At 71.6% G+C, this 20,885-nt stretch carries 17 protein-coding genes; 7 read left to right on the forward strand and 10 right to left on the reverse strand.

Features of this window, described 5'->3' with window-relative positions:
* Window positions 1-139 precede the first annotated feature (139 nt).
* Complete coding sequence (locus tag HNR14_RS12725) at window positions 140-376, forward strand: hypothetical protein (RefSeq protein WP_179701359.1); 237 nt, start codon at window positions 140-142, stop codon at window positions 374-376.
* Between the two features lie 88 nt (window positions 377-464).
* On the opposite strand, the gene HNR14_RS12730 is transcribed toward HNR14_RS12725, so the two are convergent.
* A complete protein-coding gene (locus tag HNR14_RS12730; RefSeq protein ID WP_179701360.1) occupies window positions 465-908 on the reverse strand; it encodes an effector binding domain-containing protein in 444 nt (147 codons plus the stop codon).
* Between the two features lie 195 nt (window positions 909-1,103).
* Here HNR14_RS12730 and HNR14_RS12735 point away from each other — a divergent pair, with 195 nt between their 5' ends.
* Both HNR14_RS12735 and HNR14_RS12740 read left to right on the forward strand, forming a co-directional pair.
* The gene (locus HNR14_RS12735) at window positions 1,104-7,298 is read left to right on the forward strand and encodes an OmpL47-type beta-barrel domain-containing protein (protein ID WP_343064482.1); all 6,195 of its coding nucleotides are present in this window, start codon (window positions 1,104-1,106) and stop codon (window positions 7,296-7,298) included.
* Between the two features lie 93 nt (window positions 7,299-7,391).
* Window positions 7,392-8,414: a hypothetical protein gene (locus HNR14_RS12740; RefSeq protein ID WP_179701361.1), complete on the forward strand. Its 1,023-nt coding sequence runs from the start codon at window positions 7,392-7,394 to the stop codon at window positions 8,412-8,414.
* 10 nt (window positions 8,415-8,424) lie between these two features.
* On the opposite strand, the gene HNR14_RS12745 is transcribed toward HNR14_RS12740, so the two are convergent.
* From HNR14_RS12745 to HNR14_RS12760, 4 genes are all read right to left on the reverse strand, one after another.
* Entirely contained in the window at window positions 8,425-9,489 is a 1,065-nt protein-coding gene (locus tag HNR14_RS12745; RefSeq protein ID WP_179701362.1) for a LacI family DNA-binding transcriptional regulator, read from the reverse strand.
* Window positions 9,490-9,499: 10 nt separating this feature from the next.
* Window positions 9,500-9,811 carry a hypothetical protein gene (locus tag HNR14_RS12750; protein WP_179701363.1) on the reverse strand — a complete coding sequence of 104 codons (312 nt, stop codon included), beginning with the start codon at window positions 9,809-9,811 and terminating at the stop codon, window positions 9,500-9,502.
* Complete coding sequence (locus HNR14_RS12755) at window positions 9,808-10,122, reverse strand: AbrB/MazE/SpoVT family DNA-binding domain-containing protein (RefSeq protein WP_179701364.1); 315 nt, start codon at window positions 10,120-10,122, stop codon at window positions 9,808-9,810. Before HNR14_RS12755 ends, HNR14_RS12750 begins: the two co-directional genes overlap by 4 nt.
* 73 nt (window positions 10,123-10,195) lie before the next feature.
* Complete coding sequence (locus HNR14_RS12760; protein WP_179701365.1) at window positions 10,196-10,882, reverse strand: type 1 periplasmic-binding domain-containing protein; 687 nt, start codon at window positions 10,880-10,882, stop codon at window positions 10,196-10,198.
* 166 nt (window positions 10,883-11,048) lie between these two features.
* Here HNR14_RS12760 and HNR14_RS12765 point away from each other — a divergent pair, with 166 nt between their 5' ends.
* The 3 genes from HNR14_RS12765 to HNR14_RS12775 all read left to right on the forward strand — a co-directional run bounded on the left by HNR14_RS12765 (window position 11,049) and on the right by HNR14_RS12775 (window position 15,482).
* Window positions 11,049-12,335, forward strand: a complete 1,287-nt coding sequence (locus HNR14_RS12765; protein WP_343064483.1) for a HupE/UreJ family protein — start codon at window positions 11,049-11,051, stop codon at window positions 12,333-12,335.
* 121 nt (window positions 12,336-12,456) lie between these two features.
* A complete protein-coding gene (locus HNR14_RS12770; RefSeq protein WP_179701366.1) occupies window positions 12,457-14,286 on the forward strand; it encodes a purple acid phosphatase family protein in 1,830 nt (609 codons plus the stop codon).
* An 83-nt stretch (window positions 14,287-14,369) separates the two neighbouring features.
* Window positions 14,370-15,482 carry a WxL protein peptidoglycan domain-containing protein gene (locus HNR14_RS12775; protein WP_179701367.1) on the forward strand — a complete coding sequence of 371 codons (1,113 nt, stop codon included), beginning with the start codon at window positions 14,370-14,372 and terminating at the stop codon, window positions 15,480-15,482.
* A gap of 66 nt (window positions 15,483-15,548) precedes the next feature.
* On the opposite strand, the gene HNR14_RS12780 is transcribed toward HNR14_RS12775, so the two are convergent.
* On the reverse strand, window positions 15,549-17,090 hold the full coding sequence (locus HNR14_RS12780) for an MFS transporter (protein ID WP_179701368.1): 1,542 nt from the start codon (window positions 17,088-17,090) through the stop codon (window positions 15,549-15,551).
* A gap of 71 nt (window positions 17,091-17,161) precedes the next feature.
* On the opposite strand from HNR14_RS12780, the gene HNR14_RS12785 reads away from it, so the two are divergent.
* Window positions 17,162-17,791, forward strand: coding sequence for a TetR/AcrR family transcriptional regulator (locus HNR14_RS12785; RefSeq protein WP_179701369.1), 630 nt, complete (start codon window positions 17,162-17,164; stop codon window positions 17,789-17,791).
* Here HNR14_RS12785 and HNR14_RS12790 read toward each other — a convergent pair.
* From HNR14_RS12790 to HNR14_RS12805, 4 genes are read right to left on the reverse strand one after another with little or no spacing between them, the layout of a single operon-like run.
* Window positions 17,766-18,236, reverse strand: coding sequence for a hypothetical protein (locus HNR14_RS12790; RefSeq protein ID WP_179701370.1), 471 nt, complete (start codon window positions 18,234-18,236; stop codon window positions 17,766-17,768). The two genes, HNR14_RS12785 and HNR14_RS12790, sit on opposite strands and share 26 nt — an antisense overlap.
* 5 nt (window positions 18,237-18,241) lie before the next feature.
* Window positions 18,242-19,594, reverse strand: coding sequence for a S24/S26 family peptidase (locus tag HNR14_RS12795; RefSeq protein ID WP_179701371.1), 1,353 nt, complete (start codon window positions 19,592-19,594; stop codon window positions 18,242-18,244).
* 23 nt (window positions 19,595-19,617) lie between these two features.
* A complete protein-coding gene (locus tag HNR14_RS12800) occupies window positions 19,618-20,256 on the reverse strand; it encodes a SipW-dependent-type signal peptide-containing protein (RefSeq protein ID WP_179701372.1) in 639 nt (212 codons plus the stop codon).
* A gap of 4 nt (window positions 20,257-20,260) precedes the next feature.
* Window positions 20,261-20,869, reverse strand: a complete 609-nt coding sequence (locus HNR14_RS12805) for a SipW-dependent-type signal peptide-containing protein (protein WP_179701373.1) — start codon at window positions 20,867-20,869, stop codon at window positions 20,261-20,263.
* Window positions 20,870-20,885 lie beyond the last annotated feature (16 nt).

Raw genomic sequence — 20,885 nt, forward strand, 5'->3', positions numbered from 1 at the left:
GCTACCGTCACATCCGGGCCCAGACCCCGCTCGGGAGCACGTCACGATCGCGCAGACCATCGCGCTCGGGTTTCCACCCGCCGAAGGTCATCTCGGCGTGCCCAATCCATCCGTCATGAGGGAGCAGAAGGGGTCGAGCATGCGCGCACACGGCGTCCACGTGCTCTGGCAGTACGTCGGCGAGATGCAGATCTCGTACGGCGTGTACGCGTCGCTCGACGAGGCCTCCTCGGCATGGGAGCGCATCCGCGACGACGGCTTCTACATCGGCGGGACGGGCGTCATCAGCGAGTTCCTCTCCGCCGACTTCTCGCCCGGAACGTGGAGCATCGAGTCGTACACCCCGGGCCACGTCCCGCAGGAGACGATGCTCTAGCCCGCATCCAGTCGTCACGACACGCCGTCCGTCAGGTCCCTCCGGCGGCGTGTCGTGACAAGTGGATGGGTCGTGACGAGTGGATGGGTCAGGCGATCAGCAGCGTCGCCGTGCCGTCGGCGTGGTGCACCTCGACGTCGACGGTGAAGGCGCGCTCGAGCGTTCCGTTCGCGCTCTGCTCCCAGACGGATCCCCACGCGGCGATGAGCGCGTGCGGCATCTCGCCGACGGCCTCGACGGCGACGCGCGGCTCGTCGCCGAGGCGCACGATTGCGAGACCCGCGGGCGCGTCGGCGGGGTCGTCGATGCCGACGCCGACGATCTGCGTGTAGGCGCCATCCTGGTCGGACTCGTAGTCGAACAGCACGGCGTACAGGGCATCGCCGCGGCGGGCGGCGAGGCCGAGCAGGCCGGTGTCGGCGCCGGTCCGCTGCCACACCCCGGGGATCAGCCCCTGGTCGGTGGCCTCGGCGGCGTTCGTGGTGCGTATGGCGTGTCCCGCGACGAAGGCGGGGAGGGGCGACGAGCTCACGTGCGAAAGCATAGGGCGACGGTGCCGGACGCCACGTTTGCGAAAGAGATTTCGAAAAGCAAAGCTGCCTGAAATGCTCATTGGATTGCGCGATCAGCACGGCATTTCCGAAAAGTTCCGAAAAGCATTGCGAAAGCATTCGACGTCCCGCTAGCCTCCTGGAGAATCCATTCCCCCTCTGGAGAGGTCTGTGCAGTGACGCACCCACCTAAGCGATCCCCCATCCGCGGCCTCGTCGCCGCCTCGACCGCCCTCGCGCTCTCTGTGGCGGGCCTGCTGTCGGCTCCGGCCGCGCAGGCCGCCAACAGCGATCTCGGGTACCCGACCTTCACCGGCTCGGCGAATCCCGTTCCCGACACCGGCGTGACCTACGACCCGCACAACGAGCTCGGCGCCATCTTCGACGCCGACGTCGCCACGGGGGCGGGCAGCGATCCGTCGAAGGACTTCTGGTTCGACACGATGCTCGCCCGCACCGGGACGACCGGCTCGTTCGGCGACAACAACCAGTGGCTGTTCTCGCGCGGCCGGGCCGTGTTCATGAAGGACCACGACCCGGCCGTGCTCGGCTTCGGCGGCCAGGTCGCCTACTGGGAGTCGATCGACAACCGCGGCGCGTACGCGATCACCGCGAACGTCGGCGGCACCCCGGTGACGCTCACGGAGAAGACGGCGCAGCGCAAGCAGACGCCGAGCTACTGGCGCAGCGTGTTCGGCACCAGCGACTCCTCGCTGACCGTGACCGAGACGAAGTTCATCACCGACGCCAACGTGGCGGTGACGGAGGTGGAGCTGAGCAGCACCGGAGGCGCGACGAACGTCACGCTGACCGCGGCCTCCCCGTACGCCACGACCGCGGAGGGCACCGAGCTCACGGGAGTGGTCAGCGCCTTCAACAACCTGACCACGATCTACCCGCGGTTCTCGGGCGACGGGTTCGCTCCGACCGCTGACGGCAAACTGACGGCGACCATCGCCGTTCCGGCCGGCGGCAGTGCGACGACCAAGGTGCAGCTCGGCTTCGTGACCCCGGAGATCGCGGAGTCGCGCACCGATTACGACGCGTACCGCGCCGCCACCCCGCAGGCGGCCTACACGACCCACGTCACGGCCTACAACAAGTGGTGGGCCGACAACGTGCCGTACCTCGACACCCCCGAGGACAACATCGACAAGACGCTGTTCTACCGGTGGTGGCTGATGCGGTTCAACTACCTCGACGCCAACATGCCGGGCAACACGTTCCAGTTCCCGACCTCCGTGGAGGGAGCGCTGGGCTACAACAATGCCATCGTGCTCACCGCGGGCATGTTCCTCGACGACCTCAAGTATCTCCGCAACCCGGCCTACTCCTACGGCACCTGGGTGTCGGCGGGCGAGACGGCCAAGAGCGCGAAGTACGTCGACAACCCGGGCGACCCGGCCAACTGGTCGAACAGCTACACGCAGTACATCTCCGAGGCGGCCTGGCGCTCCTACGAGCTGCACGGCGGCCCGACCCCGATCGCCGAGAACCTCGGCACCTACGCCGCCAATGACGTGACCGGTCTCATCTCGGCCTACGACACGGACAAGGACGGCCTGATCGACTACAACTGGGCCGCCATGACGGGCAACGACGCCGACGCCGTGTCGTTCGACGAGCGTCCCGGCGCCTCCATGGACCGCACCGAGAACGCCTACCTGTACTCGAACGCCCTCGCCGCCGCCAACGCCTTCCGCCAGGCGGGCGACACCGCGAACGCCGCGAAGATGGACACCTTCGCCGCGAACATCAAGGCGAAGGTGCTCGACCTGCTGTGGGACCCGAACGACAAGCTCTTCAAGCACCGCTTCACCAGCGACGGGAAGCTGGCGAAGTGGAAGGAGACGAACAACTACTACCCGTTCACCGTCGGCCTGGTGCCCAAGCCGGGCGACGCCGACTACACGCAGGACTACACGGACGCCCTGCGGCTCTTCGCCGATGACGCGCAGTACCCGATCTTCCCGTTCTTCACCGCCAACCAGGCGGACAAGAAGGAGGCGGCCGCGGCCGGCTTCCCGGGCAGCAACAACTTCTCCGTCATCAACTCGACCGTGCTGTTCCGGATGTTCTCGTCCGTGCTGCGCAACTACCCGACCGACGCCATCACGGCCGAGTCGTACAAGAAGCTCCTCTACTGGAACGCCTGGGCGCACTACCAGAACGGCGGCGACAACCGCCTCCCGGACCAGAACGAGTTCTGGGCGGACGGCACGGCCGACCCGCAGAACATCGGCTACCGGTCGTGGATCCACCACACGATCCTGGGCGCGACCAACTTCACGATGATCGAGGACACCATGGGCCTCCGTCAGCGCGACGACGCGAAGATCGAGCTCGACCCGATCGACATCCAGTGGGACCACTTCACCGCGAACAACATCCGGTACCGCGACAAGGACCTCACCATCACGTGGGATCAGCCCGGCGGCACGCGTTACTACGGCTCCGCCGTCCCCGAGGGTTACTCGGTGTTCCTCGACGGCAAGCTGGCCTTCACGGTCGACAAGCTGTCCCACGTCGTCTACGACCCCGCCACGGGCAAGGTGACCGTGCCGAGCGGCGTGAACGTGCTCACGGCGAACACCGATTCGGTGCAGGCCCCGGCCGAAGTGACCTTCGCGGCCACCGACCGCGTCGTCGACCTGTTCGCGAAGGCCGGCGCCAACATCGACCCGGCCAGCCAGAGCTCGGACAACCTCGCGGCCGGAGCCGCGGTCACCGCCTCGTTCTCGGCCACCGGCCGCGGCCCGGCGGGTGCCGTCGACGGCACGACCATCAACGAGCCCTTCTGGGGCACGGCCGGTTCACCGAACGCGACGGACTGGATGGAGGTCGACCTCGGCGCGCCGAAGACCATCGACGACGCCCGCGTGTACTTCTACCAGTCGTCGTCTTCCGCGACGGTCGCGGGCTACTCCGAGCCGCAGTCGTTCACGGTCCAGTATCTGGACGGCGCGGACTGGAAGTCGGTGCCGGCGCAGGCGCGCTCGCCGCAGTACCCGCAGGCGAACTACAACAACATCCAGTTCCCGGCGATCACGGCGCAGAAGATCCGTGTGCAGGTGACGCATGCCTCCGGAGCCAAGACCGGCGTCAAGGAGGTGCAGGTCTACGACACCGGCATCGCCGCCCCGGCCTCGACCAACGCGGCCCCCTTCGTGGACGCGTACCGGCAGCAGGGCGCGGCGATCCCGGGGCAGGCGACGCTGGTCGGCACGGTGAAGGACGACGGCCTCCCCGGTGCCGGGGTGACCTCGGCCTGGTCGGTCGTGAGCGCCCCGGAGGGAGGCCAGGCGATCTTCGAGAACGCGGCTGCCGCCTCCACCAAGGTGCGGTTCACCGCGGCCGGCGACTACGTGCTCCGGCTCACGGCGAGCGACGGCGAGCTGTCGTCCGCCAAGGATCTGACGGTCACCGGTGACGTCGCCTCGGGCGGCGTGAACATCGCCCCGACCGGCAAGCCGACGGCCTCCTCCACCGCGAGCTGGAACAGCGTCAACGCGGTCAACGACGGCGACGTGCTCTACTCCGGAGGCGCCCAGACGCAGCTCTGGGGCACCTGGTCCGGCACCCGCCCGGCCACCCAGTGGCTGCAGTACGACTGGACCAGCCCGGTCCGCGTCGACAAGGCCTCGGTGGCGTTCTGGTACGACACCCCCTCGACCACCGCGGGCGACGGCGTCGCCGTGCCGAAGTCGTGGAAGGTGCAGTACTGGGACGGCTCCGCGTGGGTCGACGTGCCGAACCCGGACGCCTATCCGGTGAAGCGGGATGCCACCAACACGGTGAACTTCGACCCGGTGACGACCACCAAGCTGCGTGCGACCTTCACGGCCGCGACCAACGGCTCCACCAACGCGGCCATCGGTGTGAGCGAGTGGGAGGTGTACGCGGAGGCCCCGGTCTCCATCGACCCGATCGACGCGCGCACCAGCATCGGCACGCTGCCGACCCTGCCCGCGACCGTGCAGGCGGTCTACGCGGACGGCTCGCGCCAGGCCCTCCCGGTCAGCTGGTCCCCGGTGACGGCCGACCAGGTCGCCGCCGAGGGCAGCTTCCCGGTCGCCGGCATCGTCGACGGCTCGCCACTGCCGGCCACGGCCACGGTCTGGGTGCGCGCCACGCCTCCCGGTCAGATCACGACCGTCTCCCTGGTCGCCGTCAGCACGCGGGCCGGCGTGAAGCCGGTGCTCCCGTCGACCGTCACCGTGCAGTACAACGACGGCTCGAAGCAGAGCGGCATCGCCGTGAGCTGGGCCGCCGTCGACGCGTCGCAGTACGCGACGGCGGGCACCTTCACGGTGGCGGGCACGGTCGCTGGCTCTCCGCAGGACGCGGTCGCGACCGTCACGGTCACCGCGGCGCCCGCGGAGGACAAGACCAAGCCGACCGTCTCCCTCGCCACCGACCCGGCTGCCCCTGGCTCCGGCTGGTACACGGGGAACGTCTCGGTGACGGTCTCGGCGCAGGACGACACCGATCCCAGCCCGACGGTGGAGGCGAACGTCGACGCCGCCGGGTGGAAGCCCTACACCGCCGCGATCGCCGTCTCGGGCGACGGCTCGCACACGGTGCAGGCACGGGCGACCGACGCCGCGGGCAACGTCTCGATCGTCGCCTCGGCGACCCTCACGATCGACACCGCGGCGCCGGCCGTCACTCCGGTGGCCAACGCGTCCGAGCGCACGGTCAAGGCCACGGCGAGCGACACCGGATCCGGCGTGAAGAGCGTCGAGTACCGGGTCGGCGACACCGGCGCCTGGCAGCCGTACACCCGGACCGTGGTGGTCGGGCTCGACGCGACGAGCGTGTTCCTGCGGGCGACCGATGTCGCAGGCAACGTCTCGGCCGAGAGCCGGGTCGACGTCCCGAAGGACGACGGCACCGCGCACCGGAACGTCGCGCTGCTGGCGACCCCGTCCGCGTCGTACACGGCGGCGTGGAACGCGGTCGGCGGCCTGAACGACGACGTCGCCCCCACGACGTCGGGCGACGTCACGCCGAGCGACAACGCGAACGTCTGGGGCGCGTGGCCGCAGGTGAGCGCGCAGTGGACCGAGTACGACTGGAGCACTCCGGTCACCGTCGGCGAGGCCCGCGCCTACTTCGTGTCCAACCTGGATGCGAACGGCGTCGGCATCGACCTGCCGAAGGCGTGGGCGCTGCAGTACTGGGACGACCAGGCGAGCGCCTGGGCCGATGTCACCGGCGCCTCCGCGTACGGGACGAAGGCGGACCAGTTCAACTCCGTCACCTTCGCGCCGGTCACCACGACCAAGCTGCGGATGAACCTCACCCCGGTGGGGACGACGGAGACGATCGGCAGCGTCGGCGTCAAGGAGTGGCAGGTGTGGGAGGCGACCGCCGAGGTCCCCGACACGCAGGCTCCCGTCGTGACGACGGGCACCTCCCCGGCGACGCCGGCCTCCGGCTGGCACACCGGTGACGTGACCGTCACCGCCTCCGCGCTCGACGACCACGACGGCGCACCGGCGCTCGAGTACCGCGTCGGCGACGGAGCCTGGGCGGCGTACACCGCACCGGTCGTCGTGAAGACGGACGGCGCCTCCACCGTGTCGTTCCGGGCGACGGATGCGGCGGGCAACCGGTCCGAGCCGGTCTCCGTCGAGGTCAAGCGCGACACCGCGGGGCCGGAGGTCTCGGCCAGTGCGGACGCGACGGCCCGCACCGCGACCATCGCCGCGACCGACGCCGCCTCCGGTGTGGCCGCGATCGAGTACCGGATCGACGGGGGAGTGTGGACGCCCTACACGGCGGCCCTCGCGTTCGGTGCCGACAAGGTGGCGATCGAGTACCGCGCGACCGACGTCGCCGGCAACGTGGGCGCCGTGGGGAAGACGGAGGTCGGGGCCGCCTCGACCACGCCGCCCACGACGCCCCCGACCGACGGTCCCGGAAGCGGGTCCGGCACGGTCACCGGCAAGGAGGTCGTGCACCTCGGCTCGACCCGCGTGGCGCCCGGCGGCCAGCTCGCCGTCACCGTCACCGGGGGAGCCGCGGGCGCGGTCTTCCAGGTCGAGCTGCACTCCGACCCGATCGTGCTCGGCACCTTGACGATCGGCCAGGACGGCACCGGGACCGCGCTGTTCACCATCCCGGCGTCCGTGCCCTCGGGGACCCACGAGGTGTGGGTCACCCTGAACGGCACGACCTACCGGGCGACGCTGATCGTCGCGGCCCCCGGGGCCACCGTGGACGAGGCGCTCGCCTCGACCGGCAGCACGGCCGACCCGGTGGCGCCCGGCGCGCTGGGAGCCGCCGCCATCCTGCTCGGAGCGCTGGCGCTGGCCGCGACGGTGATCATCCGCCGCCGCCGTCTCGGAGCCGGCCGCCCGGAGTAGCGCGAGACCGCACGAGGGGTCGCGATCCAGCGCACCGGCCACGCCGGAGCGACGGGTCGCGGCCCCTCTGCGCGTCCCTGTACCGTGACAGTCATGCCGACCCGCACGATCCCCGAGCCCCCGCGCCCGGTCACCCGGCCGGCGTGGCGGCGCGCGCTGCGGCAGCCGCTCGTCTGGGCGGCGGTCGGCGCGGTCGTCGCCATCCCGTGCTTCATCGCCGGGATCGGCGTCGAGTTCGTGCCCTTCCTCGTCACCCTGGCGACGGGGTGGCTCGTGGGGGTGTCGATCACGCGGGCCGCGCGACGGATGCGGCCGATCGGCCGGTCGCTCGCGGTGCAGGCCGTCGTGGCGGTCGTGCCGTCGCTGGCACTGATCGCCGTCGTCGCGAGCGGCGGCGACCTCCTGTCCGGGATGCCTGCGCCGTTCGGCGACCTGCTCGCCTTCTGCTGGCTGGCCGCGGTCCCTGCACTCGCCTGGACGTGGCTGGACCTGATCGGCCGCGTCGGCGCGACGATCGGCCCGCGCGCCTCCCGACCGTCGCGCGCTGCGGCCTCCCTCGCCGACTGGGATCACGACGACGGCCGGTGGACGCTGCGTTTCCGCGCGGTCCCTGCGCGCATGCGGACGCTCGTCTGGGCGATCGTCGGGACCGTCGTCCCGCTCGGGATCCTCACGGCGGTCGTCCTCATCGTCCTCGATCCGCTCGTCCTGGCGCTCGGAGCCCGCTTCGCGATCGTCTTCGTCGGGGTGCTGCTCGCGCTGCCGGCGTGCGGCGTCCTCTACCGCTCGTTCCGGTCCCGGACGGTCGACTGCGTGCTGGAGGTGGACGGACGGGCGCTGCGCGTCGACGCGGGCGAACGTTCGGTGACCGTCGCGCTGGCGTCGATCCAGCGCCTCCGCTGGCGGACCGACAGCGAGTACGCGCGTGTCGTCGTCGCCACCCGCGACGGGGTGCAGCTGTCCCTCCTGGCCGGGATGGCCTCCACCGCGCCGGATGCCCCCGGCGGGCTGGCGCCGCTGCCCGGTCCCGTCATCGCCGCAGTGCGCGCGGCAGGTCTGACCGCAGCGGTCTCGCGCACGCGACCCGGGACGATCACCCTCACCCGGGAGGGCTGAGTCGGCGCCGCTACACGGCGCCCAGTGTCGACCCGCGCACCACGAGCCGGCAGGCGACCGTGTGCGTCCCGCTGGCGGTGCGCCCGTCGATCGCCTCGCCGAGGAGCCGGGCGGCAGTGCGGCCGAGCTCCTGGAGGTTCGAGTCGACCGTGGTGAGCTGCGGCCGGGACTGGGTGACGAGCAGCTCCCAGTTGTCGTGGCCGATCACGGAGATGTCGTTCGGGACATGCCGCCCCAGCTCCCGCAACGCATCGAGCACACCGCGCGCGACCTGGTCGGAGCCGCAGACGATGCCGTCGACCTCCGGGTGCCGGGCGAGCAGGGAGCGCGCACCCGCTCGCCCCCAGATCTCGCTCCACTCGCCGTAGAGGGCCTCGCCGCCCACGAGGTCGAGCCCGTGCTCGCGCAGCGCCGCCTGCGCCCCGGCGACGCGCTCGCCGGCGGCCGTGAACGCCGGATCGCCCGAGAGGTAGGCGATGCGCGTGCGGCCGCAGGCCACCAGGTGCTCGGCCGCCATCCGCCCCGCGCTCACGTTGTCGTTGACGACGGACATGTCCCGCGGGTCGCTGGAGGGCGCGTAGGCGTAGACCACCGGGACGGGGATGCTGCCGGCGAGCGGAACGCGCGGGTTCGTGGTGTCGCCGACGACGATCAGACCGTCCACGCGCCGGGAGAGCAGAGCCCGGATGTGGTGCTGCTCCCGGATGGCGTCGCCGCGAGCATCGCACAGGAACACCGACACGCTGCCGGCGCCGAACGCGTCCTCCGCGCCCATGAGCACCGGGATGGAGAACCGCCCCTCGAGGTCGTTCGTCAGCAGCCCCACGGTGCCGGTGCGCCCGGCGAGCAGCCCCTGCGCAAGGGAGTTCGGAGTGAACTTCAGCCGGTCGGCGGCCTCCTGCACCCGCTGCCTGGTCGCGCGGCTGACGTCCGCGCGTCCGTTCAGGGCCTTCGAGACGGTCGCGATCGAGACACCCGCGAGCGCGCCGATCTCCTTCAGCGTGGCGGGACGCGCTGGATGCCGGTCGCCGTGCGCGCCGGGTTCGTCGCGGGAGGGCGTGGAGTCGTCGAGCATGGGGCCTCCGTCACGGGTTGCGGTACACGCTGTGGTCGCCGACTCGTCGCCAGCGGCAGTAGAGCTCGCCGTCGATGGTGACGAGTTCGAAGGTCGCGCGGCCGTCGGGGGAGGCGAACGACCAGGTCATCTCGTAGATCCCGGGTGCCCCGCGCATCGATTTCACCCGGAGCGCTGCGGGCCAGCCACCGGTCGGATTCAGCGCGAACGCGTCGCACGCGGGAGCGAAGCTCTCGCGGATCACGTCGCGGAAGGTCCGCTGACGTTCGGGCTTGAGGCGCTTGAAGTCGGTGTCGAAGGCGGGGGTGCGCTGGAACCTCACCGCTCGGAGGTTTCCTCGTCCGCGAGCGCGTCGAGCGTCGCGAGGAAGTCGTCGGTGGACGCGTCCGTGCTGAGGTCGCCGGCGGCGATGTGCGCGTCCACCTCACGTTCGCGCTGCTGCCAGCGCTCAGCCCAGAACCACGCCTGATCGGCCGGGACGGGAATCGTCGGACGCAGCTCGATCACGCCGTCGTCGCGCTCGGTGATCTCCATCTGGACGCCGGCCTCGTCCAGTCCGTGCCGGCGGCGCAGCTCCGCGGGAAGCGCGACGACACCGCGGCCCTGGATGGCGACGAAACCGTGATAGCTCATCCCCACATTTTACCGCAGAACGGCAGAGCAGTAATTCTGCAATACGGCCACACTGGATGCCTGCTCGCGCCGCTCACCCCAGGTGCAGCACGATCCCGGTGAGTCCGTGCAGCACACTGGCGACGCCCGCCGAGACCGCGTCGGATGCGCGGGAAGGCGTGACGGAGGAGGCGACGCTGTCGTCGTCGGTACTGATGCCGGTGCCGCGGAAGCTCGCGCCGTTCCACACGACCGAGGTCGCGTTGCCGGTCGGCTCGGGCAGCTCGGCGCCCACGACGAGGAACTGCTGGTGCAGACTCTGCGCGGTGATCAGCGAGAACACGTCGACCACCCCGGCCCCGGCGCCGACGATCAGGTCGGGCGACTTCTCGATCGCGCGGAGGAGCTGCGTGTGGACCTCCTCGTCGCCGGTCGCGGTCAGCGTCGTGAGCTCCACCTCCCGCTGCTCGGCCCACCGGGTCACCCCTGTCGCGAGGGTCTTCGTCGCCGTGTCGTCGCCGGCCGTGATGAGGACGACCTCGTAGCCGGTGGGAGGCTCGACCCCGCTCCAGGACCCAGGCTCCGGGTCGATCGTGGCTTCGGGGGTCGGCGTCGCGACGCTCCCGAGGAACCCGGCCCCCAGCGGATGCAGCGAGGAATCCTTCGTCGCGCCCGGCGTTCCGGTCGGGGCGGGCACGGCCGGCGCACACCCCGAGAGGGTCAGCGCGGCGGCCACGCACAGAGCGGTGGCGAGCAGCGGGACGGAGGGGATCGGGGACACGCTCCGACGCTCCCCGATGCGCGGGGCGACCCGATGACTCCGCAGCGCCGGGCAGGTGAACGGGACGGAAACACTCGGTCCTGCACGGTCGCCGGCGGCCCATCGCGTTCCCGGCCGTTCCCGTCCCGGTCCCGTCGCGTTCACCCGCCTCGGACACCGTGTCGGGGTGATCCGCAGCCGCCCTCCCCGCCAGAATCCCGCCCATCCCCTCCGCACCCGAGGCCGTTCCGCCTCCCTCGCCGTCGCCGTCGCAGCGCTCGCCGCGGCCGTCGCGGGAGTGCTCCTCCCGGCCACGGCGGCGAGCGCGCACGGATTCTCGTCGGTGGTCTACGTGGATGCGCAGTCGGGTCCCGGCGGGGAAGTGCGCACCACGCTCGACCTCGAGTACGACCTGCTCGTCGCGTCCGCCGCCGAGAAGGAGAAGGACCAGGGCCTCTTCGACCAGGGGATGGACCTCTTCCAGACCGGGGAGGAGGCCACCGCGATGAACGACCACGCCGACACGGTGGTCGCCTACGTCACCGACCGGTTCACGGTGAGTGCGGGCGGCGAGCCGTGCGCACCCTCCCGCGCGGGCGACATCACCGTGCACGAACGCGACGCGGTGCCGTACGCGACGCTCGTGCTCGACTTCGCCTGCGCCGACACCGGCCACGCGACGGGCCACGAGCTCCGGAGCGGGTTGTTCCCCGACTCCGAGGACTACGTCAGGGACACCAAGACGATCGTCACCTACGACCTCGACGGGAAGGACGGCAGTGCCGCGCTCGACGCCGCCCACCCGTCGTTCTCGACCGAGCAGACCGGGGGAGAGCGGTTCGGCGAGTTCTTCCTCCTCGGCGCCGAGCACCTCCTCGGCGGCATCGACCACATCCTGTTCCTGCTGGCGCTCATCGTGGGCTCGCGGCGGCTGCGGGATGTCGTGCTCGCCGCGACGACGTTCACCGTCGCGCACTCGATCACCTTCCTGCTCGCCGCCCTCGGTTTCGTCACGGTGCCGGCCGCGGTCGTCGAGCCGGTCATCGCGCTCTCGATCGCCGTCGTCGCGGCCTGGTACCTCTGGACGGTCCGGCGCCGCGTCACGATGTCACCGGCCGAGCTGGCCATCGATGTGCGGCCGACCTCCTCCGGCCCGCTCGGACTCGACCGGGCCGACTGGCTGCGGCTGGGTGTGGTGTTCCTCTTCGGCCTCGTGCACGGGCTCGGCTTCGCGAGTGCCCTCGGCATCGACGAGCCGTGGTCGTGGACGCTGCTGTGGTCGCTGCTGATCTTCAACGTCGGCATCGAGGCGGTGCAGCTCGGGATCATCGCGGTGGTCTTCCCGCTGCTCGTCCTGCTGCGCAAGCGCGCCCCCCGCGTCGGACTCTGGGTCGGGATCGCGGTTGCGGCGGTGGTCACCGCGGTCGCGCTGTTCTGGTTCGTCGGCCGCGTGCTGGGCCTCGAATGGGGGTGACCTTCCGCTGGCGTCCACCCGTTGAACTCTGTGAATTCACTCAGGATTCACTGACGCCCGAGACGGTGGGAGCCGCGTCCGCGCGTCCGCGGACATCTCACTGAGAAAGGCATCGGACTCCATGTCGAGTGACGACACCAGACGGGCCGCCAAGCCCGGTCACCGCACCACAACCCGCCTCGCCGCCGCAGCCGTCTGCGTCGGCGTAATGCTCGGCGGGGGCGCGATCGCCGCCCCCGCCGCCTTCGCCGCCTCCACCAACCAGACGGACATCGTCCTGGGCGTCGGCGCGGACCAATCGCAGCGCAACTTCTCCTGGTATTCCGCGGGCGACGTGGCCCAGGTCGTGCAGGTCGGCTACGCCTCCGAGGTCGTCGGCGGAGCGTTCCCGCAGGTCGTGAAGAGCATCCCCGCGACGGGCGGCCTCACCACCAGCAACGAGTACAACCGCTTCGCCACCGTGACCGGGCTCAAGGAGAACACCTCCTACGTGTACCGCGTCGGCACCGAGGGCGACTGGTCGGCGACGTACACGTTCCGCACGCAGAAGTTCAGCGGCGACTTCAACTTCCTGTTCTTCGGCGACCCGCAGATCGGTTCGTCGGGCAACGTCACGAACGACGCGGCCGGCTGGGTCGACACCCTCAACGTCGCGACCTCCGCCTACCCGAACGCCGAGCTGCTCTTCTCGGCCGGCGACCAGGTGGAGACGGCGAACAACGAGACCCAGTACGAGGCGTTCCTGCAGTCGGACAAGCTGCGCCAGGTCCCGTTCGTCGCCACCAACGGCAACCACGACGTCGGCTCCAAGGCGTACGAGCAGCACTTCAACACCCCGAACGTCGACCGCACCGCGGGCGCGGGCACCGGGACCGGCTCGGGCGGCGACTACTGGTTCATCTACAAGGACACGCTGTTCCTCGACATCAACTCGAACAGCCGCGACGCCTCCCACATCGCGTGGATGCAGAAGGTCGTCGCCGAGCAGGGCGCCAAGGCCAAGTGGAAGGTCCTCGCCTTCCACCACTCGATCTACTCGCCCGGCCCGCACGCCACCGACAGCGATGTGCTCGACCGCCGCAACGTCCTCCCCACCGCCATCTCGGACCTGGGCATCGACCTCGTCCTGCAGGGGCACGACCACAGCTATGCCCGCAGCTACCTCATCCACAACGGTGAGAAGGCCAACGCCGACGAGCAGGCGGGCGCCGACCAGGTGGTCGCCGGTCCCGGTGGCGTGCTCTACGTGACGGCCAACTCGGCGTCCGGGTCGAAGTACTACGACCTGCAGAACAAAGGCTTCTGGTGGCTGTCGGTCCAGAACCAGGAGAAGGTCCGCAACTACAGCGCGATCGACATCACCGGCACCGCGATCACGGTGAAGACCCTCCGCAGCCAGGCCAACGGCACCGACAAGCCGGTGAACAGCATCGTCGACCAGGTCACCCTGACCCGCGAGGCGAAGCCCGACACCGACTCGCAGCAGCTGCAGGTCACCGTGCCGCAGGCCGCGCCGGGCGAGTTCGTCTGGAACGTCGACGGGACCAACGGCCTCGTCAACCTCGGCCAGGCCGTCGAGGCGGGCGACCACTACGCCGCGGTCGGCTCGATCAACCCGATCCGCGTGACCGACACCCGCACCGCCGGCCCGCAGTGGTCGCTCTCGGCCCAGGTGAGCGACTTCACCTCCGGCGCGAAGTCCTTCTCGGGCAAGTACCTCGGCTGGACGCCGTCGGTCACCGAGGCGGGCGGCGACGCCAAGGCCGGCGAGCGTGTGCAGTCCGGCTTCTCGGGCGGCGACGGCCTCTCGAAGTCGTCCACCCTCGGTTCGGCCGGGGCCGGCCACGCCAAGGGCTCGGCCAAGCTCGGCGCCGCTCTGGACCTCAACATCCCGATCGACGTCACCGACGGCACCTACCAGGCGACCCTGACGCTCACCGCGCTCAGCTAGCCGACCCGCTCCACCGCCCGGGGCGGGTGCGCGTCAGCGCCCGCCCCGGGTCCACCCGACTCCCACCGCTCCCCAGGATGGTCATGAACGCTCGTTCCTCCCGCACCGCGCCCGGACGCGCGCGGCTCCTCGCCGGCCTGCTGCCGGCCCTCCTCGTCGCCGCGGTCCTCGCCATCGGCGGGGTGTCCGCTCCCGCTCTGGCCGCGGACGGCGACGTCACCTGGGGCGTGCGCACCGCCTCCAACGCCAACGGCGCCGACCGCCAGAACTTCGCCTACCGCGTCGAGCCGGGCAAACAGGTGTCCGACGCCCTGGTCGTGAGCAACCACGCCGCGACGCCGCTCGAGCTCGACGTCTACGCCGCCGACGGCTTCACCACGACGAGCGGCCAGCTCGACCTCGTGACGCAGGACACGAAGTCCGTCGCCGTCGGCGCCTGGACGGCGCTGCCGAGCGGCCGCGTCACGGTCGCGCCCGGCGCCTCGGTCGAGGTGCCCTTCACGGTCAGCATCCCGGCGGACGCCACTCCCGGCGACTACGCGGGAGGCCTGCTGACCTCCCTCCCGCACACTACCCAGGAGAACGGCATCAGCGTCGACCGCCGCCTGGGCATCCGGATGCACGTGCGCGTCGAGGGTGCTCTCGCCCCGGCGATCGCGGTCGAGAAGATGCACGTCGACTATTCGGGATCGTTCAACCCGTTCGGTGCCGGGTCCGCCACGGTCTCGTACACGGTGCACAACACCGGCAACGTGCGGCTCTCGGCGGGGCAGACGGTCGCGCTCGCGGGACCGTTCGGCTGGTTCCCCGTCGACACCGGCGAGGTCGCCGCCGTGCCGGAGCTGCTCCCCGGCGAATCGTGGACGGTGTCCGTGCCGGTCGACGGCGTCGTGCCGGCGTTCTGGCTGACGGCGAAGGCCGCGCTGAGCCCCAAGCTCCCGGCCGTCACGGGGTCCACCCCGGGCGTCGACGGCGTCGCGGCCGAGGCCGGAGCGCTCGCGGTGCCGTGGGCGCTGCTGGTGCTGGTGCTGCTGGTGGCCGCCGCGGTCGTGGCCGCGGTGCTCGTGCTGCGTCGCCGCAGGAAGGCGAACGCCGAACGCGAGGATGCGCGGGTCAAGAAGGCCGTCGAGGAGGCGCTCCGCGGTGCGGATGCGGACGCGGATGCCTCGGAGCCGAAGCCGGAGCCGGTCGCCTGACAGCCTGGTCGACGCAACACGCCGTCCCCACCGGGGTGGGAACGGCGTGTTGCGACGGATGGATCGCTAGTGCGCGACCACCGGTTCGGGTGCGTCGGGCGCACCGGCCGGGTCGGCCGGGGCCGCAGCAGCCGCAGCGGCGGCAAGCGTGACACTCCGGCGGCGGTACAGGAACGCGGTGAGCACGGCGCCGAAGGCGAAGAACGCCGCGCCCCACCAGTACGCCGTGGCGTAGCTGTGCACGGCCGCCTCGGCGGCGACGGACGCCGACGGCGGCAGGTGCGACGCGACGTAGTCGGTGGCCGCGGTCGCCGCGAGCGTGTTGAGCAGCGCGGTGCCGATGGAACCGCCCACCTGCTGGCTCGTGTTGACCATCGCCGAGGCGACGCCGGCGAACCGGCGGTCGACGCCGAGCGTCGCGGTCTGGATCGCGGCGGGCATGATCGAGCCCATCCCGACGCCGAGGATCATCAGCGGCGGCAGGAGGTCGGCGGCGTAGTTCGCGGTGACTCCGAGGTGGGTCAGGTAGACCATGCCGGTCGCGGCGATCGTCATGCCGATCGGCACCATGAGCTTCGGCCCGAAGCGCGGCACGAAGATGTTGGTCGAGAGCTGCGCGGCGGTGACGAGCATCACGATCATCGGCAGGAAGGCGAGGCCGGTCTGGATGGGCGTGAACTTCAGGGTGGCCTGCAGGTAGTAGGTCACGAAGAGGAAGATGCCGAACATCCCGGCGCCCGCGATGAGGATCGCGCTGTACGAGGCGCCGCGGTTGCGGTTGATCACGATGGAGAGCGGCAGCAGCGGGTGGGCGGCGCGGCGCTGCCAGAGCACGAACGCGACCAGCAGCACTCCGGCCGCAGCGAGGAAGCCCCACGAGAGGGGCGAGTCCCAGCCGTCGGACTCGGCGTTGGAGAAGCCGTAGACCAGTGAGAACAGGGCGCCGGAGACGAGGATGGTGCCGGGCACGTCGAGCTTCGGGCGCGGGCCGCTGCGGGCGATGGAGGTCACGAAGATCGTGGCCCCGACGACCGCCACGATCGCGATCACGACGTTGATGTAGAGGTTCCAGCGCCAGTCGAACTGCTCGGTGAGCACGCCGCCGAGCAGCAGGCCGACCGCGCCTCCCGCACCCGCGATCGCACCGAAGATGCCGAACGCGCGCGCCCGCTCCTTCGGCACGGTGAAGGTGGTGGTCAGCACGGCCAGGGCGGTCGGGGCGAGCAGGGCTCCGAACGCGCCCTGCAGGGCGCGGGCGCCGACGAGCATCCCGAAGGAGTCCGCTGCGCCGCCCAGGGCGGACGCGCCGGCGAAGCCGATGAGACCGATGATGAAGGCGCGCTTGCGGCCGATGAGGTCGGAGAGGCGGCCGCCGAAGAGCAGGAGGCTGCCGAAGGCGAGGGAGTAGGCGGTGACGATCCACTGGCGGTCGGCGTTCGAGAAGCCGAGGTCGGCCTGCGCGGAGGGCAGGGCGATGTTCACGACGGTCGAGTCGAGCACGACCATGAGCTGCGCGAGGGCGACGGTGACGAGCGTCCACCAGCGGCGGGTCGAGGGCGCCGCCGCGTCGGGTGCGGCGCTCGAGGGGGAGGGGTTTGTCTGCGGCATGCGGGCCAGCATATACGAAACTATCCAGTTCCGGATCTAATCTGTTCAGAAATTCATCTACACTGGAGGAGATGGACACCTCAGCACCCGCCCCCGCGACGAAGCTCGGGCGCAAACGGGACCACACCCGCGACCCCGAGATCCTCGACGCCGCCCTCGACGTGCTCGCCGAGACCGGATACGACCGCATGACGATCGACATGGTCGCCGCGCGCGCGAAGGCCGGCAAGGCGACCCTCTACCGCCGGTGGGCGTCCAAGGCCGACCTCGTCATCGACGCGGTCGCCTGCATGAAGAAGGGCGACATCGACTTCGACGCGCTGCCCGACACCGGCACCCTCCGCGGCGACCTGGTCGCGATGATGAAGCCGCACACCATCGTCGACGCCGAGAAGAAGCTCCAGATCATGGCCGGCCTGGTCTCCATGCTCGCCAAGGACCCGGGGCTGGCCGACACGGTCAACGCCGCGATCGTCGAGCCCCGCGCCTCCGTCAACCGCATCTTCCTGCGGCGCGCGGTCGAGCGCGGCGAGATCCCCGCCGACGCCGACATCGACAAGCTCGCCCTCCTGGCGCCGGCGATGGCCTCCTACCGGGTGCTCATCCTGCGCAAGCCCGTGGACCGGGAGTTCCTGCTCTCGATCATGGACGACATCCTGCTGCCGGCCGTCGGGATCAGGCGCACGTCCACGCCACGATGAGGCTGAGCGCCCCGAGCACGGTCGTGATCGTCCGCGTCTGGAGCGAGACGGGCGACGTCCAGGTGCCGTAGTTCGCCGTGACGGTGACCGTGCTGGTCCCCAGCAGCGTCAGGGTCGCTCCCGTCACATTCCCGGTCGTCGCGGGCGCCGCGACCGTGGTGGTCCCGGAGCCGGCCGAACCGCCCCACGCGATCGTGTAGCTCTGCGGCGCCAGGGCGTTGCCGCCGGTCGGGGCCGCGGTCCAGGTGATCGGGATGTTCGCGGCGAGCAGGCCGCCCGCCGACCCGCAGGAGACGGTCGGCACCGCGCCGAGCACGCCCGCGTTCGCCGTGCCGGTGACGTAGGCGGAGCGCGACCAGCCCGCTTGCGCAGGCGAGCCGCCCGAGACCCCGAGCACGCCCGCGGCGAGCAGGACGAGCGTGCTCGCGGCGACGGCGCGCAGCACCCCCCTCATGGTGTGCGCTCCGGGTGCCGGTGCCGCCGCGACCCGGCGACGCCGGCGATCGCTGCCCCGGCGACCACGGCGCCACCGGCCAGCAGGGGCGGGAGCAGGGGCGGGGCCGAGCCCGTCGCGGCGAGGGCGACCGGGGGAGCCGATGCCCGGGTGTCGTCGCCCGAGGTCCAGGCCCACACCTCGAGGTCGGCCGAGCCGGCGGACGCGACGGTGCCGCCGGGCTGCAGCGTCACGTCGACGGCAAGCCAGCGCGGTTCGGCGGAGGGCATCCCCCCGATGCCGACGACGCCGGAGGGAGCGGGAGGCGCGCCCGCCGCGACCCCGGGGCCGGTCAGCAGTCCGGCCAGGGACGTCGTGGCGATGACCGCCTGCGCCGTTCCGGGGCAGGCGTCGCCGGACCAGCGGACGGTGCACGAGCGCACGGCCACGTCGAGTGCGGCGGTCAGCGGGCCGGTCGAGGAGAGCCCGAGGCCCACGGTCACGGGATGGGGAGTGGAGGCGGCGACCCCGACCTCCCAGCGCACCGGGACGCCCGGACGCAGTTCTGCGAACGCGGCGGGATCGGCGATGGAGGTCAGGGTGAGGGAGCGGCCGGCGGAGACCGTCTCGTCGGCGCGGGCCGGTGCGGGGGAGGCGAGGACGAGGGCGGACGCGCCACCCGCGGCCACCAGCAGCACGAGAACGGACCCGCCCGCGCGCGGCGAGACGCGACCGGCGCGCGCCTCCCTGCGCTCCCGGCGTCCGCGGCGACCCTCACGTCCGTCCCGGTCGCCGTCCCGCGGCCAGAAGGCCCACGCCACGAGCACGGTCGCGGCGAGGGTGGCGCTGCCGAGGAACAGCGGGTTGGAGAAGAAGGCGATCACCTGCGCGCCGCCGGGCACGCTGGCGATCACCAGGCGCACATGGGCGACGTCGTAGGGGGCCGGGTCGGTCTCGGCGTTGGCGTCGCCGCGCAGCACGAGCTCGACCCGCCCGTCGGCGAGCGGCTGGGCCGAGACGACGCGGTGCGTGATCGGGAGCGCGCCCGGCCGGTCGACGGTCACGACGTCACCGACCCGCGCCTCGCTCGCGGGGATCTCGCGCACCAGCGCGACCGCTCCCGCCGGGATGGTGGGGCTCATCGACCCGGTGCTGAACAGGATGAGGGTGAGGTGGAGGACGGCCGCGGCGATGGCCCCGAGGATGCAGAGGGCGCCGGCGATCGACGCGACCGTGAGCAGCACATCGCCGGCCCGGGAGGCGGCGCGTCTCGCGGTGCGCCGGTTGGGCGCGGCCGTGGCATGGGCGGCGGCAGGCTCGACGGTGTGGCGGCCGGCGGCGACGGCGCCGGTCTCCTCGCGGATGCTCATCTCGCCTCCCTCAGCTCCGGTCGTCAGTTCGACGTCGTGACGAACTGCCAGGTGGCGGTCGTCGTCTTGCCCTGCAACGAGTTGGGGGCGCCTGCCGGGAGGGTGACCTCGAAGCAGAAGCCGGTCGCGGCGCCGGGCGCAGTGGTGGTCGCGGCGGCCAGCGGGTTGGTGACCCCGGTCTCCTGGCCGACGGTGAGGGCGCGGGTGGTCGCCGCGGCGCCGACCACGAACGAGGGGGTGCCGGTGAAGGCCGCGGCGTTGCAGGTGCCGGTGGTGCGCACGACGCGGTAGACGAGTGCGGCGCCCAGCGTCGCCGCGTCCGTGCCGCCGAGCACGGCGCCGTTGAGCACGGCCGTGCCCGCGACGGAGTTGGCGGTCGTCTGGATGAGCACGGGGAAGTACGCGGAGACGCCCGGGGCGAACGGTCCCGCGATGGTGACGGTGGCCCCGGGGGAGACCGCGTTGTCGGCGTACGCGCCGCCGTTGACGCTGGACTGGGTGTTGAACACCGAGGTCTGGAACGAGCCGGTCGCGAACTCCCGGTCGGTCCAGCTGGCGAGGGTCACGGCCGCCCCCACCCCGAGCACGAGACCCGAGGCGAGCACCGCCCGCAGCCGGAGGGCCCGAACTCCCCGGCTGCGGTACGGCTGCCCCTCACGCATGGGATTACTGGCTCGCCGCCTGGAACTGCCAGGTGGCGGTGCCGGTCTGCCCCTGCGCGAGACCCGCTCCTCCGGTGACCTTGAAGCACAGGAAGACGGGCGCCCCCGCCGCGCCTCCCGTGCCCTGGGTCAGGGGGAACGTGGTCGAACCGGGCACCGTGGTGAGTGCCGTCCCCGCGGGGACGAGGTCGGTGCCCGTCGTGCTCGCCGTGCAGCCGAACGTCGTCGTCTGCAGCAGCTCGTAGGTGAGGTTGGTCACGGTCCCCGTCGTCGCCGCGCTCGAGACGGTGACGACGGCGGGGTTGGTGGTGTTCGCCGCCAGCTCGACGGCGAACGGTGCGGCGGTGACCGCCCCCGGCGAGAGCGTGGCGGCGTTGACCGTGAAGGCGAGCGCGGCGGGCGAGCCCGCCGTCGCGTGATCCGTGTAGGTCGTGCCGTCGGTGCTGCCGACGAGGTTGAAGGTGCCCGCGGTGAAGGTGCCCCGGGCGAACTCGGAGTCGTTCCAGGCGGCGAGCGTCACGGCGGCCCCGGCGCCGAGCACGAGCCCGGCGGCCAGCACGGCCTTCAGCTTGCGGGCCCGCCTGGGGGCGGGCGCCACGTGTGTCTCAGTCATCGACTTCTCCTTTCTC

It is taken from the genome of Leifsonia naganoensis, from assembly GCF_013410615.1.
GTDB lineage: Bacteria > Actinomycetota > Actinomycetes > Actinomycetales > Microbacteriaceae > Leifsonia > Leifsonia aquatica.